Source organism: Amycolatopsis sacchari (assembly GCF_900114035.1).
Taxonomy (GTDB): domain Bacteria; phylum Actinomycetota; class Actinomycetes; order Mycobacteriales; family Pseudonocardiaceae; genus Amycolatopsis_E; species Amycolatopsis_E sacchari.
On sequence record NZ_FORP01000022.1, the window covers coordinates 108,980 to 123,611 of the forward strand.

General features: G+C 70.4%; 18 protein-coding genes. 8 read left to right on the plus strand and 10 right to left on the minus strand.

Features of this window, described 5'->3' with window-relative positions; genetic code table 11:
* Positions 1–61 precede the first annotated feature (61 nt).
* Positions 62–1,063: a helix-turn-helix transcriptional regulator gene (locus BMZ92_RS28570; RefSeq protein ID WP_091513785.1), complete on the plus strand. Its 1,002-nt coding sequence runs from the start codon at positions 62–64 to the stop codon at positions 1,061–1,063.
* Here the strand turns inward: BMZ92_RS28570 and BMZ92_RS28575 are convergent.
* Together BMZ92_RS28575 and rsgA are read right to left on the minus strand one after the other, a co-directional pair.
* Positions 1,048–1,884, minus strand: a complete 837-nt coding sequence (locus tag BMZ92_RS28575; RefSeq protein WP_091513788.1) for an SCO4651 family lipoprotein — start codon at positions 1,882–1,884, stop codon at positions 1,048–1,050. The genes BMZ92_RS28570 and BMZ92_RS28575 overlap by 16 nt on opposite strands.
* A 36-nt stretch (positions 1,885–1,920) precedes the next feature.
* Positions 1,921–2,913 carry a ribosome small subunit-dependent GTPase A gene (gene rsgA, locus BMZ92_RS28580; protein WP_091513790.1) on the minus strand — a complete coding sequence of 331 codons (993 nt, stop codon included), beginning with the start codon at positions 2,911–2,913 and terminating at the stop codon, positions 1,921–1,923.
* A gap of 89 nt (positions 2,914–3,002) precedes the next feature.
* On the opposite strand from rsgA, the gene BMZ92_RS28585 reads away from it, so the two are divergent.
* Together BMZ92_RS28585 and BMZ92_RS28590 are read left to right on the plus strand one after the other, a co-directional pair.
* A complete protein-coding gene (locus tag BMZ92_RS28585) occupies positions 3,003–3,758 on the plus strand; it encodes an SOS response-associated peptidase (protein ID WP_091513792.1) in 756 nt (251 codons plus the stop codon).
* Positions 3,759–3,840: 82 nt separating this feature from the next.
* Entirely contained in the window at positions 3,841–4,449 is a 609-nt protein-coding gene (locus tag BMZ92_RS28590; RefSeq protein WP_091513794.1) for an alpha/beta hydrolase family protein, read from the plus strand.
* Here BMZ92_RS28590 and ybaK read toward each other — a convergent pair.
* Positions 4,446–4,922 carry a Cys-tRNA(Pro) deacylase gene (ybaK, locus tag BMZ92_RS28595; RefSeq protein WP_091513796.1) on the minus strand — a complete coding sequence of 159 codons (477 nt, stop codon included), beginning with the start codon at positions 4,920–4,922 and terminating at the stop codon, positions 4,446–4,448. The genes BMZ92_RS28590 and ybaK overlap by 4 nt on opposite strands.
* Before the next feature lie 208 nt (positions 4,923–5,130).
* Between ybaK and BMZ92_RS28600 the strand changes: the two genes are divergently transcribed.
* Positions 5,131–5,772, plus strand: a complete 642-nt coding sequence (locus BMZ92_RS28600; protein WP_177228909.1) for a sigma-70 family RNA polymerase sigma factor — start codon at positions 5,131–5,133, stop codon at positions 5,770–5,772.
* Complete coding sequence (gene rsrA / locus BMZ92_RS28605; protein ID WP_091513798.1) at positions 5,769–6,089, plus strand: mycothiol system anti-sigma-R factor; 321 nt, start codon at positions 5,769–5,771, stop codon at positions 6,087–6,089. The genes BMZ92_RS28600 and rsrA overlap by 4 nt, the downstream gene beginning before the upstream one ends.
* A gap of 57 nt (positions 6,090–6,146) precedes the next feature.
* Here rsrA and BMZ92_RS38870 read toward each other — a convergent pair whose 3' ends face one another.
* Positions 6,147–6,221: a 50S ribosomal protein bL37 gene (locus BMZ92_RS38870; RefSeq protein ID WP_098515123.1), complete on the minus strand. Its 75-nt coding sequence runs from the start codon at positions 6,219–6,221 to the stop codon at positions 6,147–6,149.
* Between the two features lie 92 nt (positions 6,222–6,313).
* On the opposite strand from BMZ92_RS38870, the gene BMZ92_RS28610 reads away from it, so the two are divergent.
* Positions 6,314–7,819, plus strand: coding sequence for a sensor histidine kinase (locus tag BMZ92_RS28610; RefSeq protein ID WP_091513800.1), 1,506 nt, complete (start codon positions 6,314–6,316; stop codon positions 7,817–7,819).
* A 517-nt stretch (positions 7,820–8,336) separates the two neighbouring features.
* Here the strand turns inward: BMZ92_RS28610 and BMZ92_RS28615 are convergent.
* Positions 8,337–8,591: a WhiB family transcriptional regulator gene (locus BMZ92_RS28615; protein ID WP_091513803.1), complete on the minus strand. Its 255-nt coding sequence runs from the start codon at positions 8,589–8,591 to the stop codon at positions 8,337–8,339.
* Between the two features lie 272 nt (positions 8,592–8,863).
* The gene (locus BMZ92_RS28620) at positions 8,864–9,778 is read right to left on the minus strand and encodes a diacylglycerol/lipid kinase family protein (protein ID WP_091513843.1); all 915 of its coding nucleotides are present in this window, start codon (positions 9,776–9,778) and stop codon (positions 8,864–8,866) included.
* 262 nt (positions 9,779–10,040) lie between these two features.
* Here BMZ92_RS28620 and BMZ92_RS28625 point away from each other — a divergent pair, with 262 nt between their 5' ends.
* A complete protein-coding gene (locus tag BMZ92_RS28625; RefSeq protein WP_091513805.1) occupies positions 10,041–10,514 on the plus strand; it encodes a hypothetical protein in 474 nt (157 codons plus the stop codon).
* Positions 10,515–10,525: 11 nt separating this feature from the next.
* Here BMZ92_RS28625 and BMZ92_RS28630 read toward each other — a convergent pair whose 3' ends face one another.
* The 4 genes from BMZ92_RS28630 to BMZ92_RS28645 form a co-directional block, all read right to left on the minus strand.
* On the minus strand, positions 10,526–11,704 hold the full coding sequence (locus BMZ92_RS28630) for a DUF5624 domain-containing protein (RefSeq protein WP_091513808.1): 1,179 nt from the start codon (positions 11,702–11,704) through the stop codon (positions 10,526–10,528).
* 16 nt (positions 11,705–11,720) lie between these two features.
* Positions 11,721–12,818, minus strand: a complete 1,098-nt coding sequence (locus BMZ92_RS28635; protein WP_091513810.1) for a hypothetical protein — start codon at positions 12,816–12,818, stop codon at positions 11,721–11,723.
* 120 nt (positions 12,819–12,938) lie between these two features.
* Entirely contained in the window at positions 12,939–13,424 is a 486-nt protein-coding gene (locus tag BMZ92_RS28640) for a GNAT family N-acetyltransferase (RefSeq protein ID WP_091513812.1), read from the minus strand.
* A gap of 10 nt (positions 13,425–13,434) precedes the next feature.
* Complete coding sequence (locus BMZ92_RS28645; protein WP_091513844.1) at positions 13,435–14,016, minus strand: acid phosphatase; 582 nt, start codon at positions 14,014–14,016, stop codon at positions 13,435–13,437.
* Between the two features lie 75 nt (positions 14,017–14,091).
* Here BMZ92_RS28645 and BMZ92_RS28650 point away from each other — a divergent pair, with 75 nt between their 5' ends.
* Complete coding sequence (locus BMZ92_RS28650) at positions 14,092–14,541, plus strand: hotdog fold domain-containing protein (protein ID WP_091513847.1); 450 nt, start codon at positions 14,092–14,094, stop codon at positions 14,539–14,541.
* The last annotated feature ends 91 nt before the right edge of the window (positions 14,542–14,632 follow it).

A 14,632-nucleotide genomic window follows, 5' to 3' on the forward strand; every position in this document is an offset into this window, starting at 1 on the left:
CGGAGACGTTAGGAGTGATACCGGGCAGAAACCGCCCGGTATTCACGGCACAATTTCCGGTATGACCCGACCGACCGCCCGCGTGCTCGCGTTGCTGGAGATCCTGCAGACCGGCGGCACGCGCACCGTGGCCGAACTCGCCGACCGACTCGGCGTGGACGAACGCACGGTACGCCGCTACGTCAGCCACCTCGTCGACCTGGACATCCCGGTGCGGTCGACGCGGGGCCGGTACGGCGGCTACCGCCTCGCCCCCGGCTACCGGATGCCGCCGTTGATGCTCACCGACGAGGAGGCGCTCGCCGTGCTCCTCGGGCTGGTCGCCGGACGGAGGGCGGGCCTGGTGACGACGTCGGTGGCCGCGATGGAGAGTGCCGCGGCCAAGCTGCGGCGGGTGCTGCCCGAGGCCCTCGGGCGCAGGCTGGACGCGTTGCTGGACACCGCCGACTTCACCGCCCCGGCCAGGCCCGTGGTCAACGCGGAGACGCGCGTGCTGTTGACCCTGGCGGAGGCGGCGCGGCACCGCAATCCGGTCGAGCTGGCGTACACGGCGTGGAGCGGCAGGCGCAGCGAGCGCACCGTGCACCCGTACGGGATCGTCGCGCACTCCGGGCGCTGGTACGTCACGGGCGCGGACTCGGACAGCGGCGAGGTGCGCACGTTCCGGCTCGACCGGGTCGAAAGCGCGTCCGTGCTGCCGGGAAGGTTCGAGGTGCCGGAGGGCTTCGACCCGGCCGCGCGAGTGCTGGCGGGCCTTGCGGAGGTGCCGTACACGCACGAGGTGTCGGTGCGGATCCTGGCGCCGGCGGAGGAAGTGCGGGCGCGGATGCCCGCCGGGGTGGCCGCGGTGGAGGAGGGCGACGGGGACTGGGTGCGGTTGCGGCTGCGGGCCGAGCGGCTGGAGTGGGTCCCGTCGGTGCTGGCGTGGCTGGACAAGCCGTTCGAGATCGAGCACCCGGAGGAACTGCGTGAGCACGTCAAGGCGCTCGCGGACCGGCTGCACGCGTGCGTGGCCGGCGCCCGCGACGCGGACGCCGGCCCGGGAAGTCAGTTGGGCAGCTGAAGCTCGCCGACCTCGTCGGCGGGCGGTGCCTGCACGTCGACCGGGGTTCCCCAGTCGCTGTACTTCATGGTCATCTTCAAGGTCTGGGCGCTCGCGGGCGCCCCGGCGGCGACCATCATCGGCGACATGTCCTGGAACACCTGGACCGGCAGCTGATCGCGGTCGAGCCACAGCTCGGCGGGCAGCTTGCCGACCTTGTCCTTGATCTGCTCGAGCTGTTCGAGCGGCATCTGCGTGCCCCGGTACCGGTCCATCGCCTTCGCGAAGTCGATGTCGATCCAGTAGTGGGTGACCGGCTTCCCGTCGAGCGTGGTCTGCTCGCTGCGGGTGATCGTGCCGGCTTCCTGGATCTGCTGGAGCGTCTTGCTCGGGTCGTTCTGCTGCGCCTGCGCGGCACCGAGGGCCTTCGCCGTGTCGCTGTCGGCGGGCACCTTCCCCCACGGCTTACCACCGGGGACGCGGGCGCGCAGCTGCTCGGGCAGGCGGATGTAGAGGGTGTTGCCGACGTACCGCAGTTCCTGGTCCATGCCGCCGACGGTCATCGACATCTGCATGGTGGTGTTGTCACCGTCGAAGGTCCCCGCGCCCTCGGCGGTCATCGTCTGGCCGGCGACGTCCATGTCCATCGAGAACTTCGCCGACTTGGCCTTCTCGGTCTGGCTCGTGGCGGCCCGCACCAGTTCCTGCGCGTTGCTGAACAGCGGCGAGTTCCCGGCCGCGGCCGCGTCCCCGTTCGCCGTGCCGGTCACCGGACGCTGTCCGCACCCGGCCAGTGTCAGCACCAGCGCCAGCGCGCCCACGGCCAGCATGGGTCTTTTCATGTGCAGCCCCTTCGTGAAAAAGACGTGAAGTGGCGCTCATGTTTCCAGACCGGCGCGCGACGCCAGCAACCGGCGCAGCGATGGCAGCCTGCGCTTTTCCGGCACCTCGTCGAGCATGCAGTCCGGGTCCTCCGGCGGCCCGAGGTGCCCGCACCCTGGGGGGCATTCCTCCGCGGCCTCGGTGAACTCCGGGAACGCCGACACGATGTCGTCGGCGGTGATGTGCGCGAGGCCGAACGAGCGCACCCCGGGCGTGTCGATCACCCAGCCGTTTCCACCCGGCAGGGGGAGGGCCACCGCGGCGACCGACGTGTGCCTGCCCTTGCCGACCGCGCTCACCTCACCGGTCGCGAGCGCGGCGTCCGGGACCAGCCGGTTCACCAGTGTCGACTTACCGACACCGGAGTGCCCGACGAACGCCGACACTCGCCCGTGCACGGTCTCGACGAGCTCCTCGGACTCCTGGTCGTGCCGGGTGACCAGCGTGGGCACGTCCAGCTCGCCGTAGCGGGCCAGCAGGTCGTCCGGGCTCGCGAGGTCCGCCTTCGTCAGGCACAGCACGGGCTGCAGGCCCCCCGCGTAGCAGGCGACGAGGCAGCGGTCGATGAACCCGGTGCGGGGCGGGGGATCGGCCAGCGCGGTCACGATGAGCAGCTGCTCGGCGTTGGCGACGACGACCCGTTCGTACGGGTCGGTGTCGTCGGCCGTGCGGCGCAGCACGCTCGACCGCTCCTCGACGCGCACGATCCTGGCGAGCGTGTCCGGTTTGCCGCTGACGTCCCCGACCAGCCCGACCCGGTCACCGACCACGATGGGCGTGCGGCCCAGTTCGCGCGCCCGCATGGCGGTCGCGAGCCGCTCGGGGTCGCCGTCCACGGCACACGTCCACCGGCCCCTGTCCACGGCGACGACCATCGCCGGGACGGCGTCGGCGTGCTCGGGGCGGCGCTTGCTGCGGGGGCGGGAGCCGCGTCCGGGCCGCACCCGGACGTCGCTTTCGTCGAGCCTGCGCCAGTCCCTGCCTGCCAAGCCGGTCCTCCCTCTGTGTCAGCCCCACAGATGATCCCCGATGTGTGCCACGATGGGTTGTCCGAGTACCCGCGTGAAGGAGCTGGCACATGTGCGGGCGCTATGCCGCGACCAAGAACCCCGCTGACCTGGTCAAGGAGTTCGACGCGGTCGACGAGACGGACGGGCGGGCCAGGGAGGCCGACTACAACATCGCGCCCACCAAGAACGTGGTCACGGTCGTGCAGCGGCACCCGCGTGACGCCGACGGGCACGTGCTGGAGGAGGAGCCCGCGGTGCGCAGCCTGCGCGTGATGCGCTGGGGGCTCGTGCCGTTCTGGGCGAAGGACCCCTCGGTCGGCAACCGGATGATCAACACGCGGGCGGAGACGGCGACGGAGAAGCCGGCGTTCCGCAAGGCGCTCGCGAAGCGCCGCTGCCTGGTGCCCGCCGACGGCTGGTACGAGTGGCGCAAGACCGGCAAGAAGAAGGAGCCGTTCTTCATGACCGGCGAGGACCTCGCGTTCGCCGGGATCTGGGAGAGCTGGCGGGACCCGAAGGACGACAACGCGGACCCGCTGATCACGTTCTCGATCATCACCACGGACGCGATCGGCAGGCTCACCGACATCCACGACCGGATGCCGCTGCTCATGCCGAAGGACCGCTGGGCGACCTGGCTCGACCCGGACCGCGACGACGTGGGCGAGCTGCTCACCCCGCCGGGTGAAATCGTCGACACCCTCGAACTCCGGCCGATCTCCGACCGCGTGAACAACGTCCGGAACAACGGTCCGGAGCTGCTCGAACGCGTGGAGGAGGGCCAGGCCGACCTCGACACGGCCCTGTTCGACCTGCCCCGATGAGGACTGCTCGCAGGTCCGAATCATCGGGCACCATGCTGGCAAACGGCACTGCCGCGGCTTGCCGCGTCCGACAAGAGGCCGCATGACGACGATCGAGATCGACACGCCCCACGGGCCCGCGCGCGTGGAGATGCACTGCGCGGAGGAGGCCCAAGCCGTCCTGCTGCTCGGGCACGGCGCGGGCGGCGGTATCGAGGCGAAGGACCTCGTCGCCGTCACGCGCGCGGCGCAGGCCGTCGGCGTGGACGTGGCACTGGTCGAGCAGCCGTACCGCGTCGCGGGCCGCCGGGCGCCCGCCCCGGCGAAGCAGCTCGACGCGGCGTGGCTCGCCGTGGCCGAGGAGCTGGGCGAACGGTTCGACGACCTGCCGCAGGTGTTCGGCGGCCGCTCCTCCGGCGCCCGCGTCGCGTGCCGCACGGCCGCCGAGGGGCAGGCCGCGGCCGTGCTGTGCCTGGCGTTCCCCGAGCACCCGCCGGGCAAGCCGGAGAAGTCGCGGCAGGCCGAGCTGGACGCGGTCGAGGTGCCCACGCTCGTCGTGCAGGGCGAGTCGGACCCGTTCGGCCGCCCGGAAGCGGGCCCGCACCACGAGGTCGTGGTCATCCCCGGCACGCACGCACTCGACAAGGACCTCGACGGCCTCGCCAGGATCACGTCGGAGTGGCTGACCCGGGTCCTGCGCCCGCTGTCCTAAGCGGCGATCGCGGCGACCTTCGCGCCGGTCAGGCGGATGAGATCCGCGGGCGCCAGCTCCAGTTCCAGGCCTCGGCGGCCCCCGGAGCAGAACACGGTGTCGAAGTTCTCGACGGAAGAGTCGATCACGACGGGCAGGCGGCTGCGTTGCCCCAGCGGCGAAATCCCGCCGAGGACGTACCCGGTCGCGCGCTGCGCGGCGGCCGCCTCGGCCATCTTCGCCCGCTTGCCGCCGGCCGCCGCGGCCAGCGCCTTGAGGTCCAGCTGGCCGGTGACCGGGACGACGCCGACCGTCAGCTTGCCGTCGACGTCCGCGACCAGCGTCTTGAACACCCTGGTGGGCTCCACCCCGAGCGCCTCGGCGGCCTCCAGGCCGTACGACTCGTGCTTCGGATCGTGCTCGTACGTGTGCAGCCTGTGCTCGACGCGCTGTTTGGCCAGTACCGCGGTCGCCGGAGTTCCCTTGCCTGCCACGGCGCCGGAGCCTAGGCGATCACTACGCCGAACGGGGAATGACATCCGGGGTGGAGCCGTTATGCGGGGTGTGATGACGAAGCTTGCTCGTCCTGTCGGCAGGGTCCAGGGGGACGTCACCCGCCCCGGTCGGCCCGCCGTGCCCGGCCAGGCCAGAAGCCCCCGCGTATCCTCGAAGCTGTCCTACGCTTCCGGGGAAGGGAAAGGTTTGCCGAGCACGCCGAACGACGCGACACCCGAGTCTGCCGCTGCCACCGGGCAGGAGCAGGCCGACGAGCGCGCCGAGCGCTTCGAGCGCGACGCGATGCCGCTGCTGGACCAGTTGTACTCGGCGGCCATGCGGATGACCCGCAACCCGGCCGACGCCGAGGACCTGGTGCAGGAGACCTACCTCAAGGCGTACGGCGCGTTCAACTCCTTCAAGGAGGGCACGAACCTCAAGGCCTGGATGTACCGCATCCTGACCAACACCTACATCAACGGCTACCGCAAGCGTCAGCGGCAGCCCGTGCAGCAGCCGACCGAGGAGATCACCGACTGGCAGATCGCCCAGGCGGAGAGCCACACGTCGAGCGGGCTGCGGTCCGCCGAGGTCGAGGCCATGGACCGGCTGCCGGACAGCGACGTCAAGCAGGCGCTGCAGCAGCTGCCCGAGGAGTTCCGCCTGGCGGTCTACCTTGCCGACGTCGAGGGTTTCGCGTACAAGGAAATCGCCGAGATCATGGACACCCCGATCGGCACCGTGATGTCCCGGCTGCACCGCGGCCGCGCCCAGCTGCGGAACCTGCTCGCCGACGTCGCGCGTGAGCGTGGCTTCATCCGGAGTGCTCAGCAGGAGGTGGCGCAGTGACACCGAGTGAGCCCGAGTCCGGCAAGGACGAGGTCAAGTGCGAGGAGGCGCTCGCCGAGATCTACCTGCTCCTGGACCGCGAGTGCAGCCCGGAGCGGGACGCGGAGCTGCGGCGGCACATCGAGGACTGCCCTCCGTGCCTGGAGGAGTACGGCATCGACGAGGCGATCAAGCAGCTGCTCGCCCGCAAGTGCGGCGGTGACCTGGCGCCGGCGGAGCTGAAGCAGAAGCTGCGTGCGTCGTTCCGTAAGACGGTGCAGGTGAGCGGCGGGGTGACCGTCGAGCGCACCGAGGTGAGCATCGAGCGGCACGACTGAGTCTGTGACGCGGAAAGGCCCCGGCGGTTTCGCCGGGGCCTTTCGCTTGCCCGCTGCTCAGGCGTTGGGCTTCTTGCCGTGGTTCGCGCCGTTCTTCTTGCGGTCGCGGCGCTTACGGGCACGCTTCGACATGTGTCTGCTCCTCGGGTGTTGCTTGCTCCTACCAGTGTGGCAGGCGGCATCCGGGCTGTGCCGACCCGGTCCGCTCTGGTTGTATGGAAGCGATGTCCACACTTTCCGACCTGCTCGCCGAGAACACCGGCCTGCCGGGTGAAGCCGTCGACCACCTGCAGGCCGTGGTGGCCGAGTGGCAGCTGCTCGCGGACCTGTCGTTCGCGGACTTCCTGCTGTGGGTGCCGGTCTCGAAGGAGCTGACCGCGCAGGGCGGCGACTTCGTGTGCGTCGCGCAGGCCCGGCCCACGACGGGGCCGACGGCGCACCCCGAGGACGTCGTCGGCACGCGGTTCACCGTCGAGGAGCACCCGCAGCTGGCTCGCGCGATGCGTGAGGTGCGCATCTACCGCGAGGAGGACCCGCACTGGTACCGGGACCTGCCGATGCGCCGCGAGGCGGTGCCGGTGTCGTTCGGCGGGAAGGTGATCGCGGTGCTCAGCCGCGAGACGAACCTGGCGGCGCCGCGCGTACCGAGCCCGCTGGAGGTCGCGTACCTCGGCAGCGCGGGCGACCTGTGCCAGATGATCGCCGATGGCACGTTCCCGAGCCCGGACTCGCAGAGCGACGTGCACACGAGCCCGCGCGTCGGTGACGGCCTGATCCGGCTGGACGCGCAGGGCAACGTGGTGTTCGCGAGCCCGAACGGGTTGTCCGCGTACCACCGGATGGGGCACGAGTCGGATCTCGTGGGCACGCGGCTGGCGCCGTTGACGCGTTCGCTGATCCGCGACCCGTTCGACGCCACGGAGGTCGCGCACCGGATCCTGGACGCGCTCGACGGCAAGCCGGGCAGCCGCACCGAGGCCGATTCGCGGCGCGGGGCCGTGGTGTTGTTCCGTGCGCTGCCGTTGCGGCCGCACGGGCAGCCCGCGGGGGCGCTCGTGCTGGTGCGGGACGTGACCGAGGTGAAGCGGCGTGACCGCGCGCTCCTGTCGAAGGACGCTACGATCCGGGAGATCCACCACCGGGTGAAGAACAACCTCCAGACGGTAGCGGCGCTGCTGCGGCTGCAGTCACGGCGCACGAACAGCGAGGAAGCCCGGCTGGCGCTGACGGAGTCGGTGCGCCGGGTCTCGTCGATCGCGATGGTGCACGAGGCGCTTTCGGTGTCCGTGGACGAGCGGGTGGACCTGGACCAGCTGCTGGACAAGGTGCTGCCGATGGTCGGCGAGGTCGCCACGGCCGAGTCGCGGGTGAGCATCAAGCGGACCGGTTCGTTCGGCGTGGTCGTGGCCGAGATCGCGACGCCGCTGGTGATGGTGCTGGCGGAGCTCGTGCAGAACGCGGTGGAACACGCCTTCCCCGACGGGCGGCCGGGCCGGGTGGAGATCGCGGTGTCGCGGTCGGCGCGGTGGCTGGACGTGCTGATCAGGGACAACGGGCGCGGGCTGCCGTCGGGGTTCTCGCTGGAGCGGGCGGACGGGCTGGGGCTGCAGATCGTGCGGACGCTGATCGAGTCCGAGCTGCGGGGGTCGCTGTCGCTGAAGCGGCTCCGGGAGGGTGACAACCGGGGGACCGAGGCCGCGCTGCGGATCCCGCTGAGCCGCCGGTTGTGACGGTCTTCGGGAGCGCCAGTCCGACACGGTGACCTGGTGTGTCCGGCGTGCGGGTGTGGCAGGCACTGCGGCACGGTCCCCTTGAGCGGCTGGTTCGTGCCGGGGTTGGGAGCCTTGCCGGGTGCCGTTTCGAGGTGGCCTGGCTTCAGGGATTTGTCCTCGCCGGACGGGCTGGCTCCGGGATGACGGGGGAAGGTTGTCGGCTGCCTGTTGGGTGGGGGGTCGCGGGGTGGCCATCCCGTCGCCTGGTTGAGGGCTATCGAGGCGCCCTTAGGCGACGGGATGACCACCCAGCTCACCGGGTACGGGACGGCTCGCCTTCGGCATTGCGTCCCTGGCTTGCCCTTCGGGCATCGCGGGGCGGCCCTGAAGAGCGCCTCCGGACACGCCAGAGGGCCGGTACCCGGATAGGGGGTACCGGCCCTCTGCAGCGTCTTGCGGGTGGACCCGAAGGCCCCTGGCGGGCTTCCGCTGGACCCGGTGCCGGGGTCCGCGAAGCCGCGCCGTATCGTGGCTGTCAGGCGTTGCTACGCGTGCCAATGTGAGCGCGGCGACGCTTGAGGGCGCGACGCTCGTCCTCGCTCATACCGCCCCACACGCCGGCGTCCTGGCCGCTGGCAAGAGCCCAGGCCAAGCAGTCGGAAGCAACGGTGCAGCGGTGGCATACGGCCTTCGCCTCGGCGACCTGCAGCAGAGCGGGACCGCTGTTCCCCACGGGGAAGAACAGCTCCGGGTCCTCGTCGCGGCAGGCAGCGTCGTGGCGCCAGTCCATTTCTGTGAGCTCCTTCTAAGGGCGCAGTGTGCTGCGCCACAGTCGTCATGGCGGTCGTGTTTTTGGGTGCTTGTGAATGCTTTCACGAAGCACCGCTTTCGACAAGGGTTTTTCCGTGATCGGTGAGTCAGCTCACCTGGTCGGGCGACCGCGCTGACCTGCGGTTTCTCTCCGAAACAGAGTTACGGGGGGAAGGACCGTGCGGTGAGCGGGGCCCTGGCGTCGATGAGCGGCAAGTTGCACTTTGCCGCGAACGATCACCTCACGGGCGCTCACCCGCCGACGAGGACCGTCAGCGCGTGTGGGACGCTGGTGAACTCGACCCTGGTCCGCCGGCCGACGGGATCGCCGTCCACCTGGAAGTTTACCGGCCGCGAAGCCTCGATGCGCAGTTCCGGGAGATCGTCGAACCGCACGAGCCGCCGCCCCCGGTGCTTCGCCTCCGCCCGCAGCGCCTGCCGCACGTGCCGGTAGACGGTCGGCAGGTTCAGCGCGCGCAACGCGAACAGGCCCAGCCCCGTCTCGAACGAGGTGCCCGTGTTCAGGTGCACCGGGCGCGCGCCCAGATAGCTCCACGGATCGGTGTTGGACACGAACGCCGTGCGCACCTCGACGGGCTCCTCGCCCGGCACGTGCACCGTCAGCGGCTCGCGCCCGCTCGGGGGCCGGAAGTAACAGGCCACGGCCGACCGGACATACAGGAGCGCGTTCGTCTGCTTGCCGCGCCGGTCCGCGACGGCCGTCACGACGTCGGCGTCCCAGCCCAGCCCCGCGTTGAAGGTGAACCAGCGCTCATCGGCCCGGCCGAGCCCCACCGACCTGCTGTGCCCGCCCTCGATGGCGCGCAGCAGCTGGTGCGTGGCCTCCACCGGATCCCTCGACAGCCCGAGCGCACGCGCGAACACGTTCGCGGAGCCACCCGGCACGACGCCCAGCGCGGACGTCTCGCCGGGGCCATCGGCCAGCAGGCCGTTGACGACCTCGTTGACCGTGCCGTCGCCGCCGTGCGCCACGACCAGGTCGACGCCCTCCCTGGCGGCGTCGCGCGCCACCGCGAGCGCGTGGCCCGGGTAGTCGGTCTCGACCACCTCGAGCTTGACCTGGCTCGCCAGCGCATGGGCGAGCACGTCGCGGCCGCCCGCCGTGGTCGACGTGGCCTTCGGGTTGACGACGAGAATCGCGCGCACCACCGCAGGGTAGGTCAACCGCCGGGCACTGGCGGGCCGCGGAGCCGCAAGTCACGGGAAACCGATCCGAGTGCCGGGCAACCTCCCATCGCTCGCGCGGTGCCGTTCGTCGTGACAAGTGCACCCGGGCCGACCGCCCGCTCGCCGACGACACACAGATCTTGACCCGGCCGCCCGCGGTTCGAAAACGGCCGACCGGGTGGCATACCATCGAAAGTGCTCACGCAAGGTCACCAACCGCAGGTGGAAGGCGAATTCCCCCGTGCCGATCAAGGACAAGATCGTTCCGGCGCCACGCGAGGTCCGGCTCGCGGGGCTCGCCACCGCGCTGCCGGGGCTGGGCCTGCTGGTGCTCGCCGTGCTGCTGCTCGCCGCTCCGGGCGCCTCGGACGCGCCCCGCAACAACGTCCTCGCCGAGGCGGGCTTCTACGTGGTGTTCGCGCTCGCCGTGCTGGCCTGTGCCGCGGGGCTCGCGCTGGGGCACACGTGGGCGCGCTCGCCCGGCGTGGTGATCGCGCTCATCACCATCGGCGTCGGCTGGTACCTGACCGGACCGTCCGGGCAGCCGGGGCCGGGCGTGCCGGTGATCCTCCTCGGGATCGCCGTCATCGTGCTCCTGTTCCGGCAGCCCTCGCGCGCGTGGGCGCTCGGGCAGCAGCCGGGCGAGTCCGAGGAGGAGGCCGCGGAGCGGGGCGGCCTGGAGGGCCGCGCCGCCCAGCGGGAGCGGGACCAATAGCGCCTGGTTCGTCAGAGGCGCACCGATGCGGCCGGATAGGTGGTGCCGGTGAACCCGGGCAGTTCGACGAGTTCGGGCTGGTTCCCGTTGGCGATGAGCTGGTCGAGCACGAACTGGACGCCGGCGGTCGCGATCTGGGCGCCGGGGTCCTCCATGACGTAGCGGAGCCGGGTCACGATGGCCCGCTTGTCGTCCACCGACCGGACCACCGGCATGGCGTTGACCACCTCGGTGTCGGCGTCGACCACGGGCGCCTGGTCGATCCTCTTCTCGAAGGCCGGGTAGTCCGGCCACAGGAGCCGGCTCATCTCCACCGAAGACAGGCAGCTGTACCAGAACTTGCGGTACAGCCCCTCGATCCGGGCGCGGTAGCCGTTGTCGGCGAGCTGCTCGAGGTCGATGGCCGGCGCAGCCGGGGCGATGATCAGCCGGGCCGGGTCGAGCTTCCGGCCGGACGCTTCGTGGAGCAGCGAGCACACGTTGTTGCTCTGCCAGGTCAGGCCCGCGCTCGGGCGTCCGGCGGTACCCACGACGAGCACCATCAGCCGGGCCCAGTCGATGGGCTGCTCGTTGATCCACTTCAGCGACCGGTGCAGCGAGTCCAGTGCCGAGAGGGCGAAGGTCGCCGCCATCATGTCGTTGAACGACACGGGGATCGCGTCGGGTCCGTCGCCTTCGATCAGGTTCGCGCGCAGGTACGCGAAGTCCAGGAGCTCCGGGTTCTCCAGCGCGCGTTCCAGGTAGTCGGCGGTCACCGCACAGGTGTAGTCGACCAGGTCGGTGATCTTCTCCTCGTGCCCCCGCCATGCGTCGACCGCGACCTCGTCACGCCAGTACGAGACGCTGTTGTGCTCCTGGACGACGCGGCACTGCGCGATCAGCTCCCTGGCGTCGTTCTCCCAGGTGGGGTGGCCGAGTTCGCGCAGCCGGGCGAGGTAGGGGATCGCGAGGCCGAGGTGCGAGATCGCGGTGATCTCGAAGAACCCCCGCGTGCCCTTGCGGAAGTCGACCGACGTGGGCGGTCGTCCGCCGCCCGGGAACAGCACGAGATCGGTGCCGGTCGCGACCAGCAGCGGGGTGTCGGAGTGGGCCTCGCCCAGCTGCCGCTGCAGGTTCTGGCCGATGCTGCCCGGGGCCGAGGTGAACAGTTCGAAAAGCCGCATGAAGTGCGGGTTGGGCTGGTACCGCATCGGATTTTCTCCTCTTTCAGGCGTGGTCGAATGCGAGTTCGTAGACGACGCTGTCCTGGCGGAACCGCACGTCCGGGGTGAGGCTGTTGGCGACGACGAGGAAACTCCTGCCGTCCGCTTCGAAGTAGCTCGCGGCGGTTCCGCCGAACGTGGGGAATTCCTCGACCACTGCGAACCCGCCGTTGTCCCACTTGTACAGCTGCGACATCAGATCGGTTTTGGGAGAGGGCGGCATGCCCTGCACGAAACAGATCCGGACGAGGAACAGGTCGTCGCCGTGGCGGAAGAGCTCGAACTCGCGGCCGCCGGCGCCGCCGAGCGACTGGCGGGGCTCGAAGAGTTCACCGTTCCACTGGTAGAGCGTCGATTCGCCGGTGATGCACGCGAAGGCCAGCCACTCGCCGTCGTCCTGGGAGAAGTGCAGGAAACTGCGGCCGAACCGTTCGGCGAACGTCTGGTAGGGGATGAAGGAATTCCCGTCCCAGCGGTAGACGACGCTGGGCGAAAGCTGGTCGGCGTAAGCGAGGAAATGGTGCCCGCCGATCTCGAAGTGGGCCCAGTTGTACCCGAAGCGGCCGCCGAGGACCTGGAATTCCCGCCACTGCCCGTCGATGCGCTCGAAAATGACCGAGCGCCCGTGGCCCTGCGGTGAAAGCGGGATGCCGGGAATCATCAGCCCCTGTGCCAGCGCCAGGAATTCGCGGTCCCCGATCGAGAAGTGGTGCCACTGTTTCGCGCCGAAGGTGGGCACTGTCTCGTCGAGGATCCACTTCCCGTCCTCCTCGCGGTAGATCAGCGAGTTGACGTTGGTTTCGTAGGGGCCCTGCCCGGTGCGCAGGTTGGCGAAGGCCAGGTAGGTCCTTCCATCGCTGCGGAAGGTCAGCGCGTCCTCGCCGCTCGGGGCGGCCAGGCGGTCCACCTCGGTGAACTGCCCGGCTTCCCACCGGTAGAGCAGCGCGTCGGTGTCGCCGTTGCCGCCCTGCATGTCGGCGGGCCGCCCTGGCACGTCTTCGGCGAGCTGGGGGACGACGAGGTGCAGCCGGTCGCCGATCCGGAACACGTGGGCGGCACGGGCGCCTGACGTGGCCAGGCGCTGGTGGACCGAGAGGATCATGGGAGCTTCTCCATTAACTAAGTTAAGCTGACTCGGCCAGGATGGCTTAACTTTGTTAAGGCGTCAAGCGCGCAAGAAGGGGGCGCGGGCGTCACCGCGGCCCGCGTCTTCGGCGAGGGATCAGGAAACCGTGCGGGCCAGCTTGTCCAGCGCCGTGTCGGTGAGCCGGTAGACGGTCCACTCGTCCATGGGCACGGCGCCGAGGGACTTGTAGAAGCCCGTCGCCGGGTTCCAGTCCAGCACCGACCACTCCAGCCGCGCGTAGCCGCGCTCGACGCACAGGCGCGCCAGCGTGGCCAGCAGCGCCTTGCCGAGACCGGAGCCGCGCAGCTCGGGGCGCACGTACAGGTCTTCGAGGTAGATGCCGTGCACCCCGCGCCACGTCGAGAAGTTCAGGAACCACAGCATGAAGCCGACGATCTCGCCGTCCTGCTCGGCGACGTGGCCGAACAGCGCGGGCGACTCGCAGAACAACGCCTCGTGCAGCTTGGCGGGCGTCAGCCGGCACTCCGCCGGCGCCTTCTCGTAGGTGGCGAGGTCCTGCACGAGCTGGACGAGCGTGTCTACATCGGACTCTCGGACGCGGCGGATGCGGCTGTCGGCCAAGGGAACCTTCTCAGGACGGCGGGATGTTGAGGTGCTCGATCTTGGGCTCGCCCCGTTCGTCGCCGAGCACCGAGACGCCGGCCGGGTCGAGTCCGAAGTGGACTCCGGCCGACGCGGGCAGCCCCAGCCAGCGGGCCACCAGCACCCGGCTGAAGTGGCCGTGCCCGACGAGGATGACCTCGGTGTCGGCGAGTGCGGCACGCACCCGCGCCAGCAGCCTATCGGCCCGGGCCGCCACCTGGGCACTGCTTTCCCCGCCGGGGATCGGGCCGCGCCAGACGGTCCAGTCCGGCACGGTCTCGCGGATCTTGGCGGTGGTCACGCCCTCGTACTCGCCGTAGTCCCATTCCGCCAGGTCCTCGGTCTGCTCGTCGACCACCAGGCCCGCCAGCTGCGCCGTCCGCACGGCCCGCTGCCGGGGGCTGCTGAGCACGAGCGCGGGCCCCTTGCGCAGCGTGCCGAGCGTGAGCCCGGCCGCGCTGGCCTGGTTCTCCCCGGCGGGGGTCAGCGGGATGTCCGTGCGGCCGGTGTGCCTGCCGTTGACCGACCACTCGGTCTGGCCGTGCCGGAGGAGGAAGAGCTCGTGGTCCACGCTTGCGAACATAGCAAGCGGTCTGCTTTGCTACTGACGGGTAACAAAGGAGGAGTCGTGACTCGGACGTTCGCGATGTGGTCGAAACTGGCCGGCCTGCCGGGCGGGAAACGGCTCTTCTCGGCCGCGGTGTGCCTGCGTGCGCCCTATTTCTCCACCGTGCTGCCGACCGTCCGGCAGCTGCGGCCGGGCTACTGCGAGGTGACCGCGCCGAAGTGGTGGGGTGTGCACAACCACATCCGCACTTTTCACGCGATAGCGGCATGCAACCTCGCCGAGATCGCCATGGGCATGCTCGCCGAGGCGACCGTGCCGGACACGCACCGCTGGCTCCCGAAGGGGATGACGGTCTCGTACGTGGCGAAGGCGAAGACGAGCCTGCGCGCGGTCGCGGAACTGCCGGAGCTGCCCGAGTTCGGGGACGAGGGCTTCGAACTCCCCGTCTCCGTGACGATCAGCGACACGCGCGGCGAACCCGTCGTCACCGCCACGATCACGATCTGGGTGACCAGGAAGAAGGGCTAGACGAGTAATGCGTAACTCGGTCAGTGGTCGTAGGCGGTGAGGGATCGGGTGACGGGTTGGCCGGTGGCGCGGTTGTGCCAGATGGCGGCGG